Raw genomic sequence first — 24,796 nt, 5'->3', positions numbered from 1 at the left:
AAACTGCATTAAACTACCTCTTCTGCCAATACTTTGCAAATCTGTTTAGCTAACGTTGGGCCCTCGTAAATAAAACCCGTGTAAACCTGCACCAAACTGGCCCCGGCCCGCAGTTTTTCGAGCGCATCTTCCGCAGTGGCAATGCCGCCCACCCCGATCACCGGGAAAGCATGACCCGACTGTTGACAAAGATAGCGAATCACTTCCGTCGAACGATGCTTCAGGGGTGCCCCACTGACGCCACCCATTCCGATTTTTTCAACCGTCTGGGTGTCAGTCTGTAAATCGTCGCGGCTAATGGTGGTGTTGGTGGCAATAATGCCGGCAATGCGGGTTTTTCTGACAATGTCGATGATGTCGTCCAGTTGACTGTCGGTCAGGTCGGGCGCAATCTTGAGCAGAATTGGTTTCGGGACCGGTTTTTGGCGGTTTTCGTCCTGCAACCGCTGCAGCAGCGCCATCAGCGGTTCTTTTTCCTGCAAGGCCCGCAGGCCCGGCGTGTTGGGCGAACTGACGTTGACGACGAAATAATCGACCGCATCGAACAGATCGTGGAAGCAGGCCAGGTAGTCGTCCAGGGCCTGTTCATTCGGCGTCGTCTTGTTCTTGCCAATGTTTCCGCCAATGATCAGCTGCGGGCCGGTTTTCCGTTTGCGCAGGCGGCTGGCGGCAGCTTGGGCCCCTTCGTTGTTGAACCCCATGCGGTTGATGAGCCCTTTGTCGGCTTTCAGCCGGAACAGCCGGGGGCGGTCGTTGCCGGGCTGGGGGCGGGGCGTAACGGTGCCAATCTCAATAAAGCCAAAACCGAGGCAGGCCAGCTCATCGACCCATTCCGCATTTTTATCGAAACCGGCCGCCAGCCCGACGGGGTTGGGAAACGAAATGCCAAACACTTCGCGCTTCAGCCGCGGATCATCCAGGGTGAAGAATTGACGGGCCAGCCAGCGACAACCCGGAATCGCCAGCGAAAAGGTCAGGAGAGAAGTAACAAAGTGGTGGATTTGTTCAGCATCAAAACGGAAGAGAAGAGGCAGGACGACGCGCTTGTACATAACACAAATGTACAGAACTGCAGGGATGCCGTGCAAGCCGCCGAATGGATAATTGATGGCGGACGCAACTATTTCGGAGCCGGCCTGGCAACCCTGCGGGATGGAAGCAGCCTTGTTTGGTTACTCGCCAAACAGATCGGAGGACAGATACCGGTCACCCCGGTCGCAGATGATGCAGACCACAACGCCCTCCTGCAGTTCGTCAACGACTTTCAGCGCGGCATGAACGGACCCTCCGCTGCTCATACCGGCGAAAATCCCTTCTTCGCGGGCGAGTCGGCGGGTCATGTGCGTCGCTTCCTCCTGGGATACCTCCACCAGCCGGTCGACCCGCTGGGGTTCGAAGATTTTGGGCAGGTATTCCGCCGGCCATTTCCGGATGCCGGGAATCTGCGAGCCCTCCGAAGGCTGGCATCCGATCACCTGAATGGCGGGATTTTGTTCCTTTAAAAACCGGGACGTGCCCATGATGGTGCCGGTGGTTCCCATGGCCGAAACGAAATGAGTAATTTTACTCTGGGTATTTTCCCAGATTTCCGGCCCGGTTGTGCGGTAATGGGCCAAATAATTGTCGGGATTGGCAAATTGGTTGAGCAAGAAATAAGCGCCTTTGGTGGCTTGCTCTTCGGCAAAGTCACGGGCACTTTCCATGGTTTCCATCAGCACCACTTTAGCGCCGAAAGCCTGCATGGTCAGAATGCGTTCGCGGGTTGAATTCTGGGGTAGAATCAATTCAATGTCAACATTATAAAGGCGGGCAATCATGGCCAGGGCAATACCAGTATTTCCGCTGGTTGCTTCGATCAGCTTCATGCCCGGTTTCAGATCGCCCCGGTCCAGGGCTCCCTTGATCATGCTGTAGGCCGGACGGTCTTTTACGCTGCCACCGGGGTTATGCCCCTCCATTTTACCGTATAATCTAACGTTTGGATTCGGATTAATGTGCTTTAACTCAACCAGGGGCGTGTTGCCAACAAAATCTAATAAGGTCGCCATGACTACGAAATGGGGAGAAGTGATTTTTGAAAAAACGCAAAGGCGCTTTTCAAAGTTGCAATCGGTTTAAATGTTACTGAAAACGATGCTGAAGGTTCGTTAAACGACGAAAATGAAATAAAGTGAAAATATTTTTGCGGCTTGCTGATAAATTGTTGAAAAAATATTGCTTTTATTGGATAATATGCGCCACTTTTGTAGATATTTAATATACACCGGCTACGTATATGAAAATAAACACCCAGTCCGCACCCCGGAACAATTACTCCGAGTATCAATTACAGGCAGTAACCCGTCACCTGAATTTACCCGACATTGTCCTGCCGTTTTGGGGTCATCGGAAGCGCATCCCGGCCTACCGGATTACGTGGCTTGAAGGGAAAGGAAATTACACCGTCGTGCATTTCACCGACGGTTCAGAAATGATCGTATCGTTAACGCTCAAAAAGCTGGAAGGGCGTCTTTCGTCAGAGATCTTCGTGAGACCCCACAAAAAATGCATCATCAATCTGCTGTATTTGCAGGAAATTCGTTCCGGTAAAAACACGTCCATCTGTCTGACAAACGGCTGCGAAATCGAAGTTTCCCGCCGGAAAACCACCCAGTTCATGAAACTGGTCATCGCCTTTCAGCAGGAATTTTTGCCATTGACGGCCCAGTATGCGATGGCGTAATGAAAAAAAGAAAAGCGGTTTTTCAACCGCCTTTCTTTATTTTTTATTCAGCTTTGCGAGTTCCTCATCGCGCAACGGGCGTCGCAGAATTTTCCCTACATTACTTTTGGGCAGCTCCTCCCGAAACTCAATGTGACGCGGTCGTTTGTAGTTGGTCAGCTGATCCTTGCTGTATTTGAGAATCGCTTCGGCCGTCAGGGTCGGATCTTTCCTGACCACGAAGATTTTAACGGCTTCGGTTGATTTTTCGTCGGGAACGCCAATGCAAGCAACTTCCAGCACGCCCGGGCAGCGGGCAATCACCTCCTCAATTTCGTTCGGATAAACGTTGAATCCTGACACCAGGATCATGTCTTTCTTGCGGTCGACAATCCGGAAAAAACCGTCTTCGTCCATAACACCGATATCGCCGGTTTTAAACCAGCCGTCTTCCAGTACCTTGGCGGTTTCGTCCGGGCGGTTGTAGTAACCGGGAAATACCTGAGGTCCCTTTGCCCAGATTTCCCCGGGCATGCCCATCGGTGCTTCGGTGCCGTCTTCCTGCATAATTTTTAGTTCGGTGCTCGGCAAGGGCAGGCCAATCGTTCCCAGACGGGCGGTTCCATCGCAAGGATTCGACGTCAGAATGGGCGACGTTTCGGAAAGGCCGTAGCCTTCGGCAATGGTAATACCGGTTATTTTTTTCCAGCGCTCGGCTACGGCACTTTGCAGGGCCATTCCGCCGGCGGAAGAAATCTGAAGGTGACTGAAATCGACCTCGCCGATCCGCGGGTTATTCACCAAGCCGTTATAAAGCGTATTCAGGCCGACGAACATGTGAAATTTGTACTTCTTCAGCTCGTCGATAAAACCGTTCATATCGCGCGGATTGGTGATGAGCACGTTGAGGCAGCCACTTTTCAGCGCCAGCATTGCGTTCACGGTCAGCGCGTAAATATGATAAAGCGGCAATGGCGTGATCATAACACACTGCGTGGTTTTCAGCCGGTCGATCTGCATCCAATAGCAGCCGGCTTCGGTATTGGCGATGATGTTTCGGTGGGTGAGCGCGGCCCCCTTCGAGACGCCGGTTGTGCCGCCAGTATACTGCACAAACGCCAGATCGGAACCCACCACCCGCACTTTCTGCAACGGCTGGCGGCTCCCCCGGCTCAGGGCGTCACTCAGCGCAACAGCCTCGGGCAGGTGATAGGCCGGGACCATCTTCTTGACGTATTTCACCACTGCATTGACAATCAGCTTTTTGGGAAAACCCAGCAAGTCGCCGATCTGGGTAATGATGACGTGTTTGATGTCGGTTTGATCAATGATTTTTTCCAGATTAGCCGCAAAATTGGCCAGGATAACAATCGCTTTTGCCCCGGAATCCTTGAATTGGTGTTGCATTTCCCGGGGCGTGTACAGCGGATTGGTGTTCACGACCACCAGCCCGGCCCGCAGAATTCCGAAAATAGCCACCGGATATTGCAGCAAATTCGGCATCTGTACCGCCACACGGTCGCCTTTTTGCAGCTTGAGGTCATTTTGCAGATACGAAGCAAAGTGTCCGGAAAGGGTATAAATCTCCTCGAACGTCAGTTGCTTATCCATGTTGGCATAAGCCGATCTTCCGGAAAACCGCTGGCAGCCTTCATCAATCAGTTCGACAAGCGATGGATAAGCGTCGGGATTTATTTCGGCGGGTATGCCCTCCGGGTAGTGTTTCAACCAGGGATATGCTTTAGCCGTGGATGGATTTTCCATGGGTTTACAATGTTTTTTGTAAAAATAAGACAAAACTTGAAACCACCTACGCACTTTCGTCCGTGTTTATAGAAACGAAAAGGATTCCCGGTTTTGTTTGCGGTTTTCAAAATGAATGGGTGCGACAAAGGTAAACGCTTGGCACGGCTTAGCCAGCCGAAGTCGATAACTGGCGGCACCGGGTGAATACTTGACCGGGAAGCGTGGATAGGAGGCAGAAAAAAGCCAACCCCAGGGCGCTGCTTCGGGTTGGCTAAAACAAAAAGGAGTTCGTTGGGACGGTCCGCTAGAAAGCGACGGCTTTCAGGCGCAGACCCGCGTCTTCCGGCAAACCAAACAGCAGATTCATGTTCTGAACGGCGTGGCCCGATGCACCTTTGGTCAGGTTGTCGATGATGCTGCTGATGAGCAGCTGGCCGTCGTGTTTTTCCAGGTGAATCAGGCATTTGTTCGTATTGACGACCTGCTTCACATCCACCGGCGCGTCGCTGAGGTGCGTAAAGGGATGGCCGGTGTAATAATTCTGGTAAAGCTGACGCGCTTCTTCCAGACTCCCGGCGTAAGGGGTGTAAACGTTCGCCATGATGCCCCGGGTAAAGTCGCCCCGGTAGGGCACGAAATGGATGGCCTGATCAAAACCGGGTTGCAGGGCGGTCAGGCTCTGGCGAATTTCCTTCAGGTGCTGGTGCGTAAACGCTTTGTAAATCGAGACGTTGTTGTTGCGCCAGGTAAAATGCGTCGTCGGGCTCAGGGCCTGTCCCGCGCCGGTCGAGCCGGTAACGGCGCTTACCTGAACCGCATCGGTCAGCAGCCCGGCCTGCGCCAGTGGCAGCAGCGCCAGTTGAATGCTGGTGGCAAAACAGCCGGGATTGGCAATGTGCGTTGCCGACTGGATGCGTTCGCGCTGGAGTTCCGGTAACCCGTAGACAAAACCGTTCGACTCATCGCGGAAATCCGTGCTGAGGTCCACCACTTTCAGCGTTTCGGGAATCGGGTTTTCGGCCAGAAACTTCGCGGATTCGCCGTGACCAGAGCACAGGAAGATCACGGAAAGGCCGGTTTGCTTAACGAGTTCGCGGGTGTCTTCGCCCGAAAACTTCAAATCCGTATCGCCCAGCAAATCCGTGTGGGTGCTGTAAACCGGTTTTCCGGCCTGGCTTTTACTGTGCACAAAGGCAATGTTCGCGTTGGGGTGGTTGAGCAGAATTCGCAGCAATTCGCCCCCGGTATACCCCGCTCCGCCGATAATTCCAATGTTAATGGTTGTCATAATAAAGTCTGATAGAGCCGAATGTGCTCCTGGATGAAACGCTCCCACGAGAACATTTGTGCCCGCAAAAGTGCTTTGGTTGTTAATTCATTGCGCAAACCGGCCGATTGAACCACCCGCAAAATGGCCTGCTTCAGGGCGTCGGCGTCGGTGGGCGAAACCTGAATGGCCGCATCGCCCACCACTTCGGGCAGGGACGAGACGTTGGAGGTAATGACCGGCAAACCGCACTGCATGGCTTCCAGCGGAGGAAGCCCAAACCCTTCGAATAGCGACGGATATACGAAGGCCAGCGCCCCGGAGTAAATAGCCGCCAAATCTTCGTCGGGCACAAAACCGGTGAACACCAGTCGCGACCGAATTTGCTCGCTTTTCGCCAGTTCCGTTAAAATTTGGTCTATTTTCCAGCCCTTCGACCCCACCAGGACCAGCTTTATCTCCGGCGGCAGGTCACCGCTCTCGGCCAGGTCGACAAAGCTGCGGATCAGGTGGTCCAGGTTTTTGCGGGGTTCGAGCGTCGCCAGACTGAGCAGGTACGGTTCGTCACCCAAGCCAAAGCGCTGCTGCGTCGTCCTGATGCGGGCGGCATCGGTTACGGGGTAAAACAACTCCGGTGATGCGGCCAGGTGAATAGGCGTCACGCGGGCGGGATCGAAACCGGTGAACTCGCAGAAGTCGGTTTTGGTGGCCTGCGAAACCGTTACCACGCAGGCATCCGGCGGCAGCGTAGTGAGCGCATCCTTCACCGCCCGCTCGCCCGCCGGAAACCATTCCGGATGATGAATCGGAATCAGATCGTGGACGGTCAGCACTTTCCGGATGTGCGGCATCCGGCCGATGTCGCCGGGGATCGCAAAAAACGGCGAATGATAAACCGCCCCCCGGGGAAACAAATCCGCCGAAAACCGGGCCTGTTCGGCCTGAAGCGCTTTGCGACTCCGGTAAAAAAGCTGCCGGATCACCTTCGACGGCAGGCTTTGGGGCGCAAACGGATTCAGCAGCGCATTCTCAAACTTGGCCCAACCCAATTCGCCCGGCCGGTTGACCAGCGAAGGCGCCTGCTTCCCGAAGGTTTCCCGGGCGTAGCGCAGCGTTTCGGCCTGATGGGTTGGTGCCGCCAGCGAGAGCTGCACCTGATCCGATTCAAGCAGGCCCCTGATCAGGTACTCGGCTACGCGACTCACGCCCGTTTTGGCCTGGCGGTGGTAAAACCCAATTCCCGGTAAGCTGGCGTCGATGACGATATTCAACGGATTTGAAATAAGAATGTTGAATTATAAAGGATGAACGATGAATGAGCTGCCGCGGAGCAATTAATTCATCGTTCATCGTTCATAACTCGTCATTGGTTTGATTTTACTTTCTCGTAAATCATCACCTGATTCGACATGACTTTCGAGAAGCCGCGCACGTCGTCGCCGGTCCAGGCGTTGTTCATTTCGCCGTAGCTGCCGAAAGTTGACGACATCAGATCGAACGGCGATTCGATGCCGAGCACCTGAAACCGGTAGGGCGCCAGCAGCACATGCACTTTGCCGGTGACGTGGGTTTGCGTGTCGCTCAGGAAGATTTCGATGTTCCGCATAACAGGGTCCAGAAACTGGCCTTCGTGGAGCATCGTACCGTACCAGTTGGCCATCTGGTCTTTCCAGTATTGCTGCCATTTGGTCAGGACGTGTTTTTCGATGGCGTGGTGCGCTTTCAGAATGATCAGCGGAGCGGGGGCTTCAAAACCGACGCGGCCTTTGATGCCGATGATGGTGTCGCCCACGTGAATATCGCGTCCGATGCCAAACGGCCCGGCCAGCTCGGTCAGTTGCTGAATCGCCTGAATCGGATCACCGGCGGGTTCGGCACCAATGCCTTTGAGTTCTCCCTTTTCAAAGTGCAGCGTAATCTGCTCCGGCTCGGTTTTGGTCACCTGCGTCGGCCAGGCCGATTCGGGCAGAAAACCGTGTGACGTCAGCGTTTCGCGGCCACCCACCGACGTGCCCCACAAGCCTTTGTTAATGGAATAAGCGGCTTTGTGCCATTCCTGCTCCACCCCTTTCGCTTTGAGGTAGTCGATTTCGGCTTCACGCGAAAGCCGCAGATCGCGGATGGGCGTAATGATTTCGGCCTCGGGTGCAATGATCCGAAAGGCCATATCAAACCGGACCTGATCGTTGCCCGCGCCCGTACTGCCGTGGGCAATGGCGTTGGCACCGATGCTTCTGGCGTATTCGGCGACGGCAATGGCCTGGAAAATCCGCTCGGCGCTCACACTAAGCGGATAGGTATTGTTTTTCAGGACGTTACCATAAACCAGGTATTTCAGGCATTGCTGGTAATAATCATCGGTTTTGGCAATGGCGACGTGGTTTTTGACGCCCAGCGAGTAGGCCCGGTCTTCGATGGCTTTCAGGTCGGCTTCCGAAAAACCGCCCGTATCCACCAGAACGGAATAAATCTCGTACCCCAGATCTTCGGATAAGTATTTGACACAGAACGAGGTATCAAGACCTCCGCTAAACGCAAGAACTACTTTTTTCTGTTGGGACATTACAGTGAACTATGAAACGGATGGAAGTAAAACTGCTGGTCTGGCCGGATCGGGGTCCGGCCAGATCGTTGATAATTCGGATTCGGGCACAAAACTAAAAAATCCCTTCCAGCCAACCGCCGAAAGGGACTTAAAATCACTTGACTAACAAGAATATGACCTTATTACCCGACGGTTTCCAACTCACGTTCGGGTTTCCTCGTCCGCGGACGATCTTGAAAACGCATCAGAATACGCTGCTTGATGCGCATCCAGCGTTCGTAGAGTTTGGATTCTTTCAGAAAATTCCACTTCTCGGTTTTTTCCGGTTTTTTGTTCTGCTCGGGATCGTACAGCATACCCGTGCAGAGGCAGTGTTTCCGGTTGGTCCGGCTTAGAATATCATAATTGACGCAGCTCGAGCAGCCTTTCCAGAACGCATCGTCTGCCGGCAACTCATTGAGCGTCACGGGTTCATAACCCAAATCGGAATTTATTTTCATAACGGCCAGGCTCGTCGTCAAACCGATGATTTTGGCCTCGGGGTATTTCCGGCGCGAAAGCTTGAAGGCTTCGTTTTTAATGCGGGTGGCAATTCCGCTCTTGCGGTGATCCGGGTGCACGATCAGGCCCGAGTTGGCGACAAACTTGCCGTGTTCCCAGGTTTCGATGTAACAAAAACCGACCCAGTCTCCGTGTTTGGTCGTGGCAACAATGGCTTTGCCTTCCATCATTTTCTCCATCAGGTACAAAGGCGAGCGTTTGGCAATGCCCGTACCCCGCGCCTTGGCGCTCTGCTCCATTTCGTTGCAGATCGTTTCGGCCAGTTGAAGGTGGTTTTCGTCGGCAACCTGAACTATATAAGTATCGTCGTTTACGTCGGGAATCATCGTCGTTTGATCGAATAAATGCGCTCCTGGCCGGTAGAAAACCGGTTTGGATCTTGAGATCAAAAAGTTTGTTGAAAGTTTAAATCAGAAAAGGATTGAGCCGCAGGGGCGGATGCTCACCGCATAGGCGAACAAATAGATCGGGTCCTTTCGGACCTGAACCGAAATGGCGTTGTGTGGTAGAAAGTCGGTCGATAGACAGGTGTTGCCATTTTATGAAAACCCAAAAGCGCGACAATGATAAATGAATTGTTTCGATTGTGCAATATCATAACGAAAATATTGAGTAAACGTTCATCGATTAGCCCATTTTTTAGAAAATGATATTTTTATACATTTGTTATAAGAACCTTCCGCTTTTGGTATGTACCGTCTGTCCTCCGATGACCTGATTTATGGCTACATCAACGGAATTTTTCCGATGGCCGACACGGACAATACACTGTACTGGTATTCGCCGGACCCCCGCGCCATCATTCCACTGGACACCTATCAACCCGCCAGATCGCTGCGGCCCGTTCTAAACAAAAAAACGTTTGAAATCCGGATTAATACTGATTTTGAGCAGGTTATGCGGGCGTGTGCGCTGCCTCGTTCGGAGAATGATGGCACCTGGATTTCCGACGAAATCATCGACGCTTACGTGAATCTGCACCAGCTGGGAATGGCCCACAGCGTAGAAACCTACGTCGATAATTGCCTGGTGGGCGGCTTGTACGGTGTCGCGCTGGGGGCGGTTTTTTTTGGCGAATCAATGTTTTACCGGGTTCCGAATGCGTCGAAAGTAGCGTTTCACCATTTAATCGAAATCCTGCGAAAACAACAATTTGAGTTGCTGGACACGCAGTTTATCAACGACAACGTCCGGCGGTTTGGCGCCGTTGAAATCCCCCGGCCGGAATACATGAAGTTGTTAAAGCAATCCCTCCCCAAAAAAGCCCATTTTACCGAACCGGTGCTGGAAAACCTGTTCCGGAATCAGCCGGATTAGGTCCGGAGTTTTCGGCTCCTTCATCCGTCTGAATAATCTTTTGTATTTTCGCAGCTTCTTGCACTTCATCGCGAACAAAAGCATCGGTTCGTATCCTTAATGTCTGTTCAATTGTGTCTGTTTTAGTTATTAAATTCGGTACGGCGTCAATTACCCTTCCGGACGGTTCGCTGAATGAAGCGGTAATTGCCGACATTGCCCGGCAGGTAGCCGAACTGCGTCGTTCGTATCGCATCGTGCTCGTTTCGTCCGGGGCCGTGGGCGCCGGCAAAGGGCTGATCGAAGGGTACCGGGGCGAGATGGCCCAGCGGAAGGCGGCTGCGGCCGTTGGTAATCTGCTGCTCCTGAATGTGTACAACCGGTTTTTTTCAGTTTATAACATCCCGATTGCGCAAACCCTCTGCGAACGCCACCATTTTGCGGATCGCCAGCAATTTCTGCAACTGAAAGAAACCGTGCAGGAACTCTGGAAAAATGGCATCATTCCCATTGCCAATGAAAACGACGTGGTCAGCGACCGCGAATTGAAATTCTCCGACAACGACGAACTGGCAACCCTGATGGCCGTCGGATTCGGCGCTTCGACGCTGATGCTGTGCACGTCGGTGGGCGGTTTGCTCGACGAAGAAGGACACATCATTCCAACGGTTCGCCAGGTCGATGAGTCTATTTTTGGGATCGTCCGGAACGAAAAATCGGCGCTGGGACTGGGCGGCATGGCTTCCAAACTGACGTTTGCCAAACTGGCAACCCGCATGGGCATTCGGGTAACGATTTTCGGGCTCAAACAGCCCGACGGTATTCTGCGGGCTCTGCGGGGCGAAACCGGTACGGTTTTTACGCCCCAGGTGGGCTCGCCGTCGTCGCGCCAGCGCTGGCTCGGTAGCGGAAGCCTGACGGCGGGCGTGTTGCGCGTCGATGCCGGGGCGGTGAAGGCCCTGGGCAAAAGGAACAGTTTGCTGGCCGTTGGTGTTCGGACGGTGGAAGGCGAATTTGCCGCGGGTGAGGTGGTTGAGATTTGTGACGAAGCCGGTTCGACCGTGGCGGTGGCCCGCGCCCGTTTGTCGTCCGCCGAACTGGTGCCCCGGCTCAACCAGCAAAATGTGGAAGTGGCCAACGCCAACGATATTGTACTATTGTGAAAAATACCGCCTGCTATGAATCAAGTAACCCCGCTGCTTCAGGAAACGAAATTCGCTTCGGCTTCCGTCCGCCGTTTATCGTCCGAACAGAAAACCGCCCTGCTCAACCGGCTGGCCGATGTGGTTTTCGAAAATACGGGAGCCATACTGATTGAAAATCAGAAAGATCTGGACGCCATGCCGGACGGCGATCCGAAGAAGGACCGCTTGTTGCTGAACGAAAAACGGATTGGTGACCTGGCCGAAAGCCTGCGGGTGGTGGCGCAGTTGCCCGATCCGAGCGGGGCGGTTTTGCTGGAAAAAACGATTGAACAGGGGCTGCAACTCCGAAAGCTGGCGGTGCCGCTGGGCGTGGTGGGGGTGATTTACGAATCGCGGCCCAACGTGACACTGGACGTGGCTTCGCTCTGCCTGCGGTCGGGTAATGCCTGCGTGCTCAAAGGCGGAAAGGAAGCGCATCATTCCAACCAGGCGCTGGTCGGCCTGATTCACCGGGTTCTGGCCGAATTTGGCGTGCCGGAAGCGGCCGTTTCGCTTATGCCGCCCGACCGGGCCGTGGTCAACGAATTGCTGACGGCCACGCGCTACATCGACATCATTATTCCGCGCGGATCGGAGTCGCTGATTCAGTACGTCCGGCAAAATTCGCTGGTGCCGACCATCGAAACCGGTGCGGGCGTGTGTCATACCTATGTGGAACGAACCGGCGATCTGGACAAAGCCCGGGAGATTGTGGTGAACGCGAAAGTGTCGCGACCGTCGGTTTGCAACTCCCTGGATTGCGTCCTGGTCGATCAGGCCGTGGCCGACGATTTTCTGCCGATGCTGGTGGCCGATTTTATGAAGTGGAACGTGGAGGTTTTCGCGGATGAGGAAGCGTTCCGGGTGCTGGCGTCGGTCGATTTTCCGGCGCTCCAGCGGGCCCAGCTGAGCGATTTTGGCCGGGAGTTTCTGGACTACAAATGCGCCATCAAGGTGGTAAGCGGTTTGGAAGAAGCCCTGTCGCACATTCAGAATTATTCGTCGCGGCATTCCGAAGCGGTTATTTCCCGCGATCCGGCGGTAATCGACCGGTTTTTGCATGAAGTCGATGCGGCTGCGGTGTATGCCAATGCGTCGACCCGGTTTACGGACGGGGGCGTATTTGGGCTGGGCGCCGAAATCGGGATTTCGACGCAGAAATTACACGCCCGCGGTCCGTTTGCGCTCGAAAAATTAGTGACCGAAAAATGGGTGGTGACCGGCGACGGGCAGGTGCGTTGGTGAAACCAAAAGATTTTGTAATTTTCGACGATTAGAATTCATTTTTAATTTATTTCTAATCCTAAAACCAATACGAACCGCCTGCCAGTGCCGTAACTTGCGATGTAGTCATCGTAACGTAAGAAAATGGTTGAATACCGGGAATCTCTGCTCTTGCTGATTTCTACTCCACTCTATGCTCTTGTCATCGGAGCGGAGGTCCTTTTTAGCTATCTTCAGCACAAATCGTATTATTCCGTTAAGGGGATTCTGCAAAATTGCTACCTGACGCTGCTCAACATGAGCCTTGACCTACTGGTTCGGGGCTTTTACGTGGGCGTGCTGGTCGGGGTGTACCAATACCGCATTACCGAAATCACCAATCCCTGGCTGTACTGGGGAACGCTGTTAATTCTGGAGGATTTTGCTTTTTACTGGCTGCACCGGGTCGATCACTACTGTCGTTTGTTCTGGGCGATTCATGTCACGCATCATTCCTCCGAAGAATTTAACCTAACCGTGGGATTCCGGTCTTCGGTGTTCCAGCCGCTCTACCGGTTTGTTTATTTCCTGCCGCTGGCGTGGCTCGGTTTTCGGGCAGAAGACATTGTTTTCATGTACTCAGCGACGCAAATTTACGGCATTATCGTTCATACCCAATACGTTGGCCGACTCGGTTTTCTGGAGTGGTTTCTGGTGACGCCTGCTCACCACCGGGTTCACCACGCTTCGAATGTCCGGTATCTCGACCGGAACATGGGCATGATGCTGATCGTCTGGGACCGCCTGTTTGGTACGTTCGCGGAAGAAGTTCCGGCGGATCCGGTTCGCTACGGCCTGACCACGAATCTAACCGACCACTCGCCGAGCAATCTGGTGCTACACGAGTGGAAGAAACTGCTTTCAGACCTTCGTATACCCGGTCCGTTGGCCCAGAAAATAAAATACCTGCTGGCCCCGCCGGGCTGGAGCCACGACGGCCGGAGCCTGACGGCCGAAGGAATGCGTCAGGAACTGGGGTTGAGCACGGTCCAGTCAAGCCTGAACCGGATTGCGGATGAGTTTCCTGAAGTAGAAAAGCTCCAGGCGGCCCCGTCTGAAGTGACCGAGTAAGAAGAACACCACCAAAAAATGACGTTTGCCGGTAAATACAAGCGGTTTATGTCCATCACGGATTGGTGATGCCGGAGGGTGAGGGAATGAAAAACCGTTTTAACGGTTTGTGGATTATCCAGAATAAGCGCGTTATCAGCCCACGGTTTTAAACCGCGGGCTGATAAATGATATGTTTGATCACAATGTAACGCGCTCGTTCTGCCAACCTAGGTTTAGACCTTGGTTTTTCCACCCGCAGCCAACTCCACCGCCAGAAATTTGCCGGTATAACTGCCCTTGACCTTCGCTACTTTCTCGGGCGTTCCTTCGGCAATGATTTGGCCGCCTTTGTTCCCGCCTTCCGGGCCCATATCGATGAGGTGATCCGAAACCTTGATTACATCGAGGTTGTGTTCGATAATTAAAACCGTATTGCCCCGGTCGGCCAGCTTGTTGAGCACATCCAGCAAATGCGAAATGTCCTGAAAATGGAGTCCGGTGGTGGGTTCGTCGAGGATGTACATGGTTTTGCCCGTGTCCTTTTTCGACAGTTCTTCGGCCAGTTTCACCCGTTGCGCTTCGCCCCCCGACAGCGTAGTGGCATGCTGACCCAGCGTGATGTAACCCAGACCCACGTCGTTCAGGGTTTGGACTTTGCGCAGAATCTTCGGCTGGCTGGTGAAAAATTCCAGCGCCTGCTCCACGGTCATGTCCAGCACATCGGCGATGGATTTGCCTTTGAAACGGACCTCCAGTGTTTCGCGGTTGAAGCGTTTGCCCTTGCAGGTTTCGCACATCACGTGTACGTCCGGCAAAAACTCCATCTCAATTTTCTTCATTCCGGCGCCTTCGCATTCTTCGCAACGACCGCCCTTGACGTTGAACGAAAACCGCCCCGGTTTATAGCCCCGGATTTTGGCTTCGGGCAGTTCGGCGAAAAGGCTGCGGATATCGGAAAACATGCCCGTGTAGGTCGCCGGGTTGGAGCGGGGCGTCCGGCCAATCGGCGACTGGTCTACCTCAATCACCTTGTCCAGTTGCTCCAGTCCCTCGACGGATTTGAACGGCAGGGCTTCGCGTTTCGACTTATAAAAATGCTTGTTTAAAACCGGGAACAGCGTTTCGTGAACCAGCGACGACTTGCCACTGCCCGACACGCCCGTGATGGTCACCATTTGTCCCAACGGTAACTTCAGCGTTACATTCTTCAGATTATGACCCGTGGCGCCCTTGATGATGAGCTGATTACCGTTGCCTTTCCGGCGTTCTTTCGGGACTTCGATGGCCCGGCGGCCGCTCAGGTAAGCCGCCGTCGTGCTGCCGTTTTGCAAAAACTGCTCGGGGGTGCCGGAGCCCACCACCTGACCGCCGTGCCGACCCGCGCCGGGACCAATGTCCAGAATGAAATCCGACTCGAGCATCATGTCCTTGTCGTGCTCAACGACCAGAACCGTGTTGCCCAGATCCCGGAGATTCTTCAGCGAATCGATCAGTTTGACGTTATCGCGCTGGTGCAGGCCAATGCTCGGTTCGTCCATAATATACAGAACGCCAACCAGTTGGGTGCCAATCTGCGTGGCCAGCCGGATGCGCTGGGCTTCACCACCGGAAAGCGTCCGCAGCGGCCGGTCGAGCATGAGATAGTCCAGCCCAATGTCGAGCAGAAAACCGATGCGCTTGCGGATTTCTTTCAAAATTTCCTTGGCAATGACGTTCTGACGATCCGACAGGCGGTTTTCCAGATCCGTCATCCAAACCGCCAGTTCGGTAATGTCCATCCGGGCCAGCTCGGAAATGTTTTTGGTATCGATCCGGAAAAACAGCGATTCTTTCTTTAAACGGGCGCCTTCGCATTCGGGGCAGGTTTTCACGACCGTAAAATCCCGGAGCCATTCCTGAATCTTATCGGAGCGTCCCGCCGAATCCGCCGTTTCCTGCTGCCGTTTCAGAAACGTGATGACACCCTCGAACTTGAAGTTGTAGTAATCCTGGCCCGGAAATTTCTTCGATGGCATCGTGGCATCTTCTTCCGTTCCGTAGAGCAGCGCGTGCAGCAACTCCGGCGGATATTTCTCGACCGGCGTCGTCAGGCTTAGTTTGTATTTTTTCAGAATGACCTCAATCTCCCGGAAAAACCAGAGTTCGCGGTATTCGCCCAGCGGAGCAATGGCGCCCCGGCTGATGCTCAGTGATTTATCCGGAATAACCGACTCTTCCGTAATTTCTTCGATGACGCCCAACCCGTTGCAAACCGGGCAGGAACCGTAGGGTGAGTTGAACGAAAACGTGTTGGGCGACGGTTCGTCGTAGCTGATGCCCGATTCGGGATCCATCAGGTTCTGCGAAAAATAGGTTAACTGATTTTTCTCGTCCAGAATCTGCATGGCCCCCTTGCCCTGCTTCAAGGCCGTTTGCACGGATTGACTTAAGCGATACCGGTCTTCCGGTTTGGGAACAACCCGGTCGATCACAATCTCGATATCGTGCACCTTGTAGCGGTCGAGCTGCATTTTCGGCACAATGTCCTGCACGGCCCCGTCAACGCGCACCTTGGCGTAACCCAGTTTGGCAATCTGAACGAACAGTTCGCGGTAATGTCCCTTCCGACCTTTCACGATGGGGGCCAGCAGCGTCAGTTTTTTTCCGGCGTAATGCGTCAGAATCGAATCGATGATCTGATCCTGCGACTGCCGCTCCATTTTCCGGCCCGTTACGTACGAAAACGCTTCCCCGGCGCGGGCGTACAAAAGCCGCAGAAAATCGTAAATCTCCGTCGTGGTGCCGACCGTCGAGCGCGGGTTTTTGGAGGTGGTTTTTTGCTCAATGGAAATCACCGGACTCAGCCCGTTGATCTTGTCCACATCGGGCCGTTCCATGTTGCCGATAAACGAGCGGGCGTAGGCCGAAAAGCTTTCCATGTACCGGCGCTGGCCTTCGGCATAAATGGTATCAAACGCCAGCGAGGATTTGCCGCTGCCGCTGATGCCGGTTACCACCACCAGCTTGTTGCGGGGGATGGCAACATCAATATTTTTCAGGTTGTGTTCGCGGGCGCCCAATACCTCAATCTGCTCGTAGCCCGTTAAATCAATGTCGGTAAGCCCGGTGTTGCGGGCGATGTTGTTTTCTGTCACGTTGTGAAGACCTTATTCTAAACGCTAACAGAAAATAAAGTGATGAAGTTTCGGACCCCCCAAACTAAAAGAGGGAATGGATCGGGCGGGAAAAACCGGGCCGGAATCAGACGTCGAGCACCACCCCCTCGCTGGCCGGATAGCCCGTGCAGGTCAGCACCCAGCCATTGCCCAGATCGCGTTCCGTCAGCACGTCGTTAATGGTCATGTGCACCTGCCCCGCTTTCAAACGCCCGGCGCAACTCGAACACCGCCCCCCTTTGCAACTGTACGGCAACGGAATGCCGTGATCCAGCGCGGCTTGCAGCATGGATTTGTAAGCCGGTACGTCGATGTCGTATTCCGTACCGCGAAACCGCAGCAGCATCCGGTGGTCACGGGCCAGTTCGGGCGGTGGCGTGCGCGTAACGGGTTCAATGACAAAATTCTCTTTTCGGATGTGGTCAAGCGGAATACCGGCATAAACCAGCGTAAACTGCACCATCCGCATAAACGAAAACGGCCCGCAAACGTACCAGAGCGCTTTCGCCCGCTCAAACCGGAGCAGTTCGGGAAGCATCGTTTCCAGCAGCCAGTTGTTCAGCCGACCCCGCCGGATGGTACCGGTTTGCTGCCAGTGGTCCGACGGCTGGCTCAGCAGATGAATCAATTGAAACCGGTCCGGATATTGCTTTCTCAGCGCTTCCAGCTGGGCGTAAAAAATAATCGTCTGTTCGCTGGTGTTGCAATCGAGCAGCGTAATGTGGCTGTTGGGCTCCTCCTGCAAAGCCTGTTGCAAAATACCGTACAAGGGCGAAATCCCGCTTCCGGCCCCGATCAGCACCAGATCGCGTTGCTGGTCAGGATCGGTTTCCAGCGTAAACCGGCCGGCGGGGGGCAAACTGGTGAGCGTATCGCCCACGCGCAAATGATCGAGCAGAAAGCGGGAAATTTCGCCGTTCTGCACCCGTTTAATCGTCAGACGAAGCGGTTTTGAAGCGTCGCCCGGCGAAGCGTCGCCCGGCGCCGAACTCAGCGAATACGACCGGCGGACTTGGTGGCCGGGCGACGCTTCGCCGGGGGGATGAAACAGCAGCGTCAGAAACTGACCCGCGCGGTACGGAACCGTTCGCCCGTCGGCCGGTTGCAAAAGAAGCGTCTTGGTGTCGGCGGTTTCCGGAATTATTTCCGTTACCTGAAGCTGAATCAATTCCTCGTTCATGCGAGCGTGTTACCTTTGTACTAGGGTTTGCCAACTTTCCGTTATAGTTAGCGAACTTTGTTTTGAAAACGGGTTGCGCAAAGTTCGTTAACTTGGAGGGAAAGAGCATCACGTTTGACGTTGAAACCGCAGTTGCATGAATAAGTTTACCGTATTGAGTATCGTTTTGGGGGTGGTTGGAATGATCGCCATTGGCGCGTCGGGAGTCGGCAAAAGAACCGATCCGCGGATGGCCCGGGCGGATACCCTGATTGAAATTCGGAAGGATACCCTGATTGAAAAGTACCTGAAAGACAGCGCCTACAGAGCCATTTTCCAGCGTGACACCACGATGCGGATCGACTCGGCGGCCCTGCGCGCTCAGGCTGACAGCCATAAGGTGGCGCTGCCGGAAGTGGTGACGGGCGACCTGAACGGCCTGGCAGTTTGTGCCGGATCGCCGGTTTCGGTGCCGTATACGTCGTCGGGCGGGCGGTTTTCGCCGGATAACCAGTTTGTCCTGCAACTGGTCGATGCGGCCGGAAAAGTGACGAACCTGAGCGAACCCGCCAAAGCCGGGCCGTTCGGTAACGGCACCCTGGCGGGCGTCATTCCGGTCAGTACGGCGGCCGGCAGCCGGTATAGTTTGCGGGTGGCTTCCACCAATCCCGTGGTCAGCGGCACCGCCAGGGCGCTCCGGGTTTTGCCCGCGCCCACCGCCCGCATCGAACTCCCCGATGGCAGCAATGCCGTGACGGTTTTGCCGGGGCAACCCGCCACCTTCCGTGTCGCTTTGAGCGGGCACGGCCCGTGGTCGTTCCTGCTGTCGGACGGAACCAGGGTGCAGAACACGATGACGACGCCCTACGAGGTAACCGTAACGCCGGATAAGCCAACGATTTACAAGGTAGTCAACGTGAGTGGCCCCTGCGGCAGCGGTACGGTGGCGGGCGAAATTATTGTCAACGTCAACGAGAATCCGAACCCGGAGATTGCCGTCAAAGCACCGAACGGCGGTTTTCGAATTTGTACCGGAACGCCGTTTCAGGTGGCCTTTACGGCCACGGGGAAATACCAGGCCGGGAACGGTTTTGTGGTGCAACTAACCGATTCGACCGGCAACTGGACCACGATTTCTGCTTCCGGAACGGCCAGCCCGCTGGTGGCCCGCTTGCCCTACGGCGTTTCGCCCCGCAACGCCTACAAAATCCGGGTGATGTCTACGCTGCCCTCGATCAGCAGCAACGCCGAAACGCTGACGGTGGCGGCTCAGGCCGTGGCGGTTTTGCGGAACGATACGGTTCGGGTTGATGAAGGAAAAACCGCTGAGCTGACCGTTGATTTCGGGGGAGGAGGGCCGTGGTTCGTTTTGCTGTCGGACGGAACCTACGAAAACAACATTACCAAAAGTCCGCACACCATCCGCCTAAGTCCGAATAACCCGACGCCCTATGCCATCACCTCGGCGGGGGGCGCCTGCGGGGTTGGCGAATACAGTGGCCGGGCGTTTGTGAAGGTGAATATTCCGCCTTCGACCATCGCAACCGGGAACTTGTCGGCCCGCACGATCTGCCACGGCGCGGAAATTACGGTGCCGTTTACGACTGGCGGGCGGTTTTACGCCAACAACAAATACATCGTGCAGGTGGCCGACACCAGCGGGCGGTTTGTCAACCTGCCCACGACTTACAAAGACGGGGTACTGAAATCGGTGATCAGTCCGGCTTATCTGAAAGATACGCTCAATACGGTGCGGTTGCGCGTGGCATCGACCAGCCCGGCCGTGGCCGGTTCTGAAACGACCCTTAAAGTGATGGCTCCGAATGTCAGTCAGGCAGTGGTCGCGGGCGTGGGCACGATCCGGCCCGGGCAGACTTCCAAAGTACGGGTGGCTTTCAAAAACGGCTTGCCACCCTGGTCGTTTGTGCTTTCCGACGGCACGAAAGTGAACGGTACGTTTCTCAATCCGTACGTGCTGACGGTCGCGCCAACCACCTCCACCGAGTACACGGTTACGTCCTTAAACAGTTCCTGCGGCCTGGGAATGGCGATGGGAAGGGCAAAGGTGACCGTGGAGCAAAATTAAGTCAATACCGCGCTTTGAGCAGATTCAGCATAAAAACATTGATGTCCCACTGGCTGGCAACGGGCATCTGGGTGTAGGGCAAAACCGGCAGGTAGGTCGCGGGGCCAAACTCGGTGGTGACGGTCAATACGGTTTTTTGCGCCCGATGACGGGCAACGACCTGGTCCCACCAGGCCAAGTGGGCGTCCAGGGTTTCGGCCCATTCCGGCGCGCGGGGGTCATTGACCTGCGGACCTTCGGGGTGCCCGACCCGGCTGTGAATGTGGTCGGTATGCTGAATGGCCAGTTGAACGGCTTCTGGTTGATTCTCAAGCAGTGATTCGTGGACGTTGCACCAGTGCGATATGTCGAGTGCCAGCCGGATTTCGGGCAATTTCTCTAAATAACCGCGGGTGATGTGGGCCGCAAACAGCGCCTTGCCCCGGTGCGTTTCGTGCGTGATTCGCACCCCGGTTTCGGCCGAAACCCGATCGGCCAGGGCAAAAAGCCGTTGGTTCTGCTCGAATGAATAAAAATCTTTCCCGGTCTGGCAATTGATGAACAGCGGTTGGGCCGAACTCAGGTGGCGCAGGTACTTTTCGTAATTCCGGGCGTGTTCGTCGGGGTCAGTTTCGAGCGACTGCCAGTACTGACCGATCAGCTTTAAACCGTATTTTGCCAGACTTTCCAGCAGGGCGGTTTTTTCGGCTTCCTCAAACGGCAGGGCCATTTCAACCCCATCATAACCAGCTTCTTTCACGTTCCGGCAGAACAGGTCGAAGGGCAGGGTATTTCCCCAGGCGGGTGCAAAAAATTGAATGGTCATGGTTTTACGGACCAGTGAGGTGAGACAAGAGAAGAAAATAACGCGCTGATTTTGTCGCTTTTATTTCTTCACCAGAAAATCAGCCGTCTCCGAAATACCGGCTTCGTTTTCGGCCAGTAAATCACCCGCATAAGGCTCAATGGGCGTGTAACTACTTTCGTGGACGTCTTTGTACGGTTTGTTGCTCGCCAGATTATACGCCGTGATGATCGACCAGCGCGGTTTGTCGGACCGGTTGGCCGCCGAAGCGTGCAGCGTATTGCAGTGGAAAAAAGCCGTGTCGCCGGGGCCCATTTCGAGGTATTCCAGCGGCATGATCTTCAGGGCCTGGTCTACTTTTTCCTGATCCGCCCCCACCTGTTCGCCGGTAAAACCGTGTTCGACGCGGCCCATTTTGTGCGAGCCTTTGATCATTTGCAGACAGCCGTTTTCCTTCGTTGCGGGGGTGAGCGCCGTTAGCACCGAGAGCATGTCGGGAAACAGAAAACCGTTGTTTTTATACCAGTAGCCGTAATCCTGATGCCATTCCCAGGCCCCGCCCGTGCGCGGTTCTTTCTGCATCAGCTTGGAATGATAATGGGCCGCCGTGCCGCCCAGAATCCGCTCGACGCCCTCCAGAATCCGGGCCGAGCGGGCAAATTTGCTGTATAAACTGTCGTCCAGCGTATACCAGAGCGCCAGCCGGGTTTTCATCCCCGACGCATCGACCCGGTCGTAGGTTTTGCTGTTCAGCACTTCGTCGCCCACGGCAATGTCGTAAAGCCGCTCTACTTCCGCTTCGGAAAACAGATTGCGCACAATGACGTACCCGTCGCGCTGGTAGGTCTGGAGGTGATTGTTGGTGAATGTCATGGAAAAAAAGGATAAGGGCGGAAAGGTTAACGGTGGGCCAGCCGGTTTTTATACTGTTGCCAAACGGCCATCGTGTTGCGTAAGTTGGTGGGTTTGTCGCCCTTCATGGCGTAGCACTGCACCCCGATCGGTCCCCGAAAATTCAGGTCCTGAACCGTGTAGCGCAGCAGTTCGTAGGTGTCGAACGAGCCGGTTCCCAGCGGCAGAATATACTGGTTCCAGATGCCGGTCGGGCCGTTGTCCATTTTCTGGGCATCCACGTCGTTCGCTCCGCTGATGGTAAGCATTTTCAGGTGCGGTTTCAGGGTTCTCAGCGTGCCTTTCCAGTCGCCCCGGTGGGCCTGGGGCGTGGTGGCCAGCCAATGGCAGAGGTTGAAGGTCAGGCCCACCTGCGGCCGGTCGATCTGCCGCACGAGTTGCAGGGCGTGGTCGACCCGTTCGACGTAAAAGCCAAGGTGCGGATAGATGGCTACCGGCAAATCAGCACTTTTGGCCCAGTCGGCCAGGTGGCCGATGGACCGTACGGCCATGGAATCGGCCTGCGCCGAGGGGGCCGTAAACCGCTTTTTGTCGCTGACCAGGTAAGGTGCCAACACGGTTTTGCTGCCTTTCAGGGCCCGGATGGCGGGTTCGATGCGCGCATCCAGGGGCGCGTCCAGGTCAATTTTGATGTAAAAATAAGAGCCGGTAAACTGGTGTTTATCCAAAGCCGCTTTCATGCCGTCGAACGAATCGAGCTGGTTAATCTCCACGCCGTCGAAACCGAGGCTTTTGATGAAAGCCACCTGCTGATCAAAAGTTTTATAGGTCGAATCGCCCCGGATGGCGTTGTGCAGCACAAAAAAATGGTTCTTCGGGCTGCGCTGCGCAAAACCGTACCCGCTCAACAGCAGCAGAACAAACAGCGAAGCGATCTTTTTCATGGTCGGGTTGGGGTTACATCACCCATTCTTTCCGGGCCAGCGGAGCCGCCAGCAGGGCATTGGCCGCGTTGTTGCCCACAAACAGTTCTTTTTCCGGATTCCAGCTTAATTTCTCGTTGATCTGGCAGGCAATCAGGCCAATCTGCGAAATCGAAATGGTGCGGTGGCCGGTTTCAATCGGTTCCAGCGTTTTGCGCCCGGTTTTAACGGCTTCCACAAAGTCGGTTTTGTCCCAGAGCGTTTTCGACAGATCCAGTTCCTGACCCGACGGTTTGGACGTGAGCAGCGCCGGATGGCTGCAGCTGATCACACCGGGGTAATTGTCGACCAGAATCCAGCCTTCTGAACCGATGTATTTGATAGCCGGTTTGCTGGTCGGCGACTGCTGGCAGGTCATTTCGACGCCGTTGGCGTAGCGGTACGTCACCGTGAAGTTGATCATGGAGTTCCACAGACTTTTCGGAAACTCGCCTTTGCCTTCAATTTCCACCGGCCCCGAATATTCGCTGTTGTTGGCCCACTGCGCCATGTCAAAATAGTGGGCGCCCCAGTTGGCAATCATGCCCTGCGCGTAGGTGTCGATCCGCATCCAGTTCGGGCGTTTGCCCATGTCGAAGGGCGTGTGAACCCGCATGTCGGTGTAGGGAACGTACGGCATCGGCCCCAGCCACAGGTCATAGTCCAGCTCTTTGGGAATGGGCATATCGGCCTGCGCCGGAACCGGGGGCGGGTCGGCGGGAAACGAAATCTCGATTTTTTGCAAGGTGCCGATGCGGCCGTTCCGGACCAGCTCGACGGCCTGATTCTGGGGGCGAATGGAGCGGAATTCGCTGTCCGTCCGGTTGACAACCCCGTATTTTTTCAGCGCATCGACCAGCGCCCGGCCCTGGTGGACGCTCATGCTGAGCGGTTTTTCGCAACTGATGTGTTTTTTGGCCTTGGCCGCCAGAATCCCCATCGGTACGTGCCAGAAATCCGGCGTCGAAATCATCACGGCGTCGATGTCTTTGCGGGCGATGATCTCCCGAAAGTCGCGGTGGGCCGAGCAGCCTTTGTAGTTGCCGGTGGCCGTTTTTTTGGCGTAATGACCGTCGACGGTTTTCCGGGCTTTGTCCAGCCGCCAGCTATCCACATCGCAAACCGCCACCACCTGGGCATCGGGCAGGTCGAGCCAGCCCGGAATGCGTACGCCCAGACCGCTCAGATCGGTACCCTGCAAATTCTGGCCGTAGCCCTGCCGACCGGTGCCAATCAGGCCGACCGTAATCCGGTTGGACGGGGCTTTTTTGCCAAATACCGTTGCGGGCACGAGCGTGGGTACGCCAAAGGCCGAAGCCGTGCCGGCCGCAGCAAAACCGGATTTCAGGAAGTGACGGCGGTTCATGGCAAAGGCTTGATTTTCAGGTTCCGAAACGCGACGCTGTGGCCGTGATCCTGGAGCAGAATGTGGCCTTCCGGAATCTGGGCAAAACCCGCGTAATCCTTGAATTTACTGTCGGTTACACCCTGCCGGAACGCATCGGAGGTGCGGTCAGCTACCAGCACTTTCACCCCGTCGAGCCAGTGTTCGATCCGGTTGTTGTTGACCACAATGCGCGACTGGTGCCACTGCCCCAGCGTCACATCGGGTTTGTCGGCGGCCACCACGTCGTAGATCGAAGCGGTTTTAAGGTCGGCGGGCAGGTGCTTATCGTTATAAATATAATCGGCATCGTCGATCAACTGGTATTCGTACCCCGCCTGCGACCCTCTGGCCGGTTTGGGCTGGCGTTCTTCAATAAAGTACTTGACCCCGCTGTTGCCGCCTTTGCCCAGTTTCCAGTCGAAGGCAAATTCGAAATTGCGGTATTTTTTAAGGGTCACAATGTCGCCGGCATCACCCGACTCGGCCCCTTCGTGCAGTTCGCCCCGCAGTTCGCCGTCTTTCACCACCCAGCCTTTGGCCGGAAACTGCCCGGCGTAGGCACCCCGCCAGCCCGTGGTGGTTTTTCCGTCAAAAAGCAGCTGCCAGCCCGCCTTGCGCTCAGCGGAACTGAGCGTATTGGCGGACTGCGCAACGGCATTCAGGGTTAGCAAGCTGGAACAGAACAAAAAGAGTTTAGGAATAATCGAATTCATAACAGCAAAAAACGGCTATTTTCTTTCATTTTTCTGATAGGTGATTTGCCAGTTTTATCACGTAATTTGCACCTCGTCGTAT

The 24,796-nt window shown here is 55.0% G+C and carries 20 protein-coding genes; 6 read left to right on the top strand and 14 right to left on the bottom strand.

All coding sequences use genetic code 11. The features are described from left to right. Positions 1–8: 8 nt before the first annotated feature. Together ACYVHX_RS14010 and cysM are read right to left on the bottom strand one after the other, a co-directional pair. On the bottom strand, positions 9–1,052 hold the full coding sequence (locus tag ACYVHX_RS14010) for a quinone-dependent dihydroorotate dehydrogenase (protein WP_460672277.1): 1,044 nt from the start codon (positions 1,050–1,052) through the stop codon (positions 9–11). Between the two features lie 120 nt (positions 1,053–1,172). Continuing rightward, positions 1,173–2,048, bottom strand: coding sequence for a cysteine synthase CysM (gene cysM / locus ACYVHX_RS14005; RefSeq protein WP_460672276.1), 876 nt, complete (start codon positions 2,046–2,048; stop codon positions 1,173–1,175). Between the two features lie 227 nt (positions 2,049–2,275). On the opposite strand from cysM, the gene ACYVHX_RS14000 reads away from it, so the two are divergent. After that, a complete protein-coding gene (locus ACYVHX_RS14000) occupies positions 2,276–2,722 on the top strand; it encodes a LytR/AlgR family response regulator transcription factor (protein ID WP_460672275.1) in 447 nt (148 codons plus the stop codon). Positions 2,723–2,758: 36 nt separating this feature from the next. Here ACYVHX_RS14000 and ACYVHX_RS13995 read toward each other — a convergent pair whose 3' ends face one another. From ACYVHX_RS13995 to ACYVHX_RS13975, 5 genes are all read right to left on the bottom strand, one after another. Further along, complete coding sequence (locus ACYVHX_RS13995; RefSeq protein WP_460672274.1) at positions 2,759–4,465, bottom strand: AMP-binding protein; 1,707 nt, start codon at positions 4,463–4,465, stop codon at positions 2,759–2,761. A gap of 286 nt (positions 4,466–4,751) precedes the next feature. Further along, positions 4,752–5,735, bottom strand: coding sequence for an N-acetyl-gamma-glutamyl-phosphate reductase (gene argC, locus ACYVHX_RS13990; RefSeq protein ID WP_460672273.1), 984 nt, complete (start codon positions 5,733–5,735; stop codon positions 4,752–4,754). Beyond that, complete coding sequence (locus ACYVHX_RS13985) at positions 5,732–6,985, bottom strand: glycosyltransferase family 4 protein (RefSeq protein ID WP_460672272.1); 1,254 nt, start codon at positions 6,983–6,985, stop codon at positions 5,732–5,734. Before ACYVHX_RS13985 ends, argC begins: the two co-directional genes overlap by 4 nt. Before the next feature lie 92 nt (positions 6,986–7,077). Continuing rightward, the gene (locus ACYVHX_RS13980) at positions 7,078–8,277 is read right to left on the bottom strand and encodes an argininosuccinate synthase (RefSeq protein ID WP_460672271.1); all 1,200 of its coding nucleotides are present in this window, start codon (positions 8,275–8,277) and stop codon (positions 7,078–7,080) included. A gap of 164 nt (positions 8,278–8,441) precedes the next feature. After that, positions 8,442–9,146 (bottom strand): GNAT family N-acetyltransferase, encoded by a 705-nt coding sequence (locus ACYVHX_RS13975; protein ID WP_460672270.1) that lies wholly within the window; start codon positions 9,144–9,146, stop codon positions 8,442–8,444. Between the two features lie 364 nt (positions 9,147–9,510). Between ACYVHX_RS13975 and aat the strand changes: the two genes are divergently transcribed. The 4 genes from aat (at position 9,511) to ACYVHX_RS13955 (ending at position 13,634) form a co-directional block, all read left to right on the top strand. Next, positions 9,511–10,137, top strand: a complete 627-nt coding sequence (gene aat / locus ACYVHX_RS13970; protein WP_460672269.1) for a leucyl/phenylalanyl-tRNA--protein transferase — start codon at positions 9,511–9,513, stop codon at positions 10,135–10,137. Positions 10,138–10,250: 113 nt separating this feature from the next. Then, a complete protein-coding gene (proB, locus tag ACYVHX_RS13965; RefSeq protein WP_460672268.1) occupies positions 10,251–11,279 on the top strand; it encodes a glutamate 5-kinase in 1,029 nt (342 codons plus the stop codon). Positions 11,280–11,294: 15 nt separating this feature from the next. Continuing rightward, positions 11,295–12,545: a glutamate-5-semialdehyde dehydrogenase gene (locus ACYVHX_RS13960; RefSeq protein ID WP_460672267.1), complete on the top strand. Its 1,251-nt coding sequence runs from the start codon at positions 11,295–11,297 to the stop codon at positions 12,543–12,545. Between the two features lie 123 nt (positions 12,546–12,668). Then, entirely contained in the window at positions 12,669–13,634 is a 966-nt protein-coding gene (locus tag ACYVHX_RS13955) for a sterol desaturase family protein (RefSeq protein WP_460672266.1), read from the top strand. Positions 13,635–13,849: 215 nt separating this feature from the next. On the opposite strand, the gene uvrA is transcribed toward ACYVHX_RS13955, so the two are convergent. After that, the gene (gene uvrA / locus ACYVHX_RS13950) at positions 13,850–16,750 is read right to left on the bottom strand and encodes an excinuclease ABC subunit UvrA (protein ID WP_460672265.1); all 2,901 of its coding nucleotides are present in this window, start codon (positions 16,748–16,750) and stop codon (positions 13,850–13,852) included. A 106-nt stretch (positions 16,751–16,856) separates the two neighbouring features. Further along, entirely contained in the window at positions 16,857–17,951 is a 1,095-nt protein-coding gene (locus ACYVHX_RS13945) for a 2Fe-2S iron-sulfur cluster-binding protein (RefSeq protein ID WP_460672264.1), read from the bottom strand. Positions 17,952–18,087: 136 nt separating this feature from the next. On the opposite strand from ACYVHX_RS13945, the gene ACYVHX_RS13940 reads away from it, so the two are divergent. After that, positions 18,088–20,016, top strand: coding sequence for a hypothetical protein (locus ACYVHX_RS13940; protein WP_460672263.1), 1,929 nt, complete (start codon positions 18,088–18,090; stop codon positions 20,014–20,016). Between the two features lies 1 nt (position 20,017). Here ACYVHX_RS13940 and ACYVHX_RS13935 read toward each other — a convergent pair whose 3' ends face one another. From ACYVHX_RS13935 to ACYVHX_RS13915, 5 genes are read right to left on the bottom strand one after another with little or no spacing between them, the layout of a single operon-like run. After that, complete coding sequence (locus ACYVHX_RS13935) at positions 20,018–20,821, bottom strand: sugar phosphate isomerase/epimerase family protein (protein ID WP_460672262.1); 804 nt, start codon at positions 20,819–20,821, stop codon at positions 20,018–20,020. Between the two features lie 60 nt (positions 20,822–20,881). Beyond that, positions 20,882–21,673, bottom strand: a complete 792-nt coding sequence (locus tag ACYVHX_RS13930) for a phytanoyl-CoA dioxygenase family protein (protein ID WP_460672261.1) — start codon at positions 21,671–21,673, stop codon at positions 20,882–20,884. 26 nt (positions 21,674–21,699) lie between these two features. Beyond that, a complete protein-coding gene (locus tag ACYVHX_RS13925; RefSeq protein WP_460672260.1) occupies positions 21,700–22,596 on the bottom strand; it encodes a sugar phosphate isomerase/epimerase family protein in 897 nt (298 codons plus the stop codon). A 13-nt stretch (positions 22,597–22,609) separates the two neighbouring features. After that, positions 22,610–23,980: a Gfo/Idh/MocA family protein gene (locus ACYVHX_RS13920; RefSeq protein WP_460672259.1), complete on the bottom strand. Its 1,371-nt coding sequence runs from the start codon at positions 23,978–23,980 to the stop codon at positions 22,610–22,612. Then, the gene (locus ACYVHX_RS13915; protein ID WP_460672258.1) at positions 23,977–24,714 is read right to left on the bottom strand and encodes a 3-keto-disaccharide hydrolase; all 738 of its coding nucleotides are present in this window, start codon (positions 24,712–24,714) and stop codon (positions 23,977–23,979) included. Before ACYVHX_RS13915 ends, ACYVHX_RS13920 begins: the two co-directional genes overlap by 4 nt. Positions 24,715–24,796: the final 82 nt, after the last annotated feature.

The sequence above is a fragment of the Larkinella ripae genome, assembly GCF_054780775.1.
This window is presented reverse-complemented; position numbering and strand designations above follow the sequence as displayed.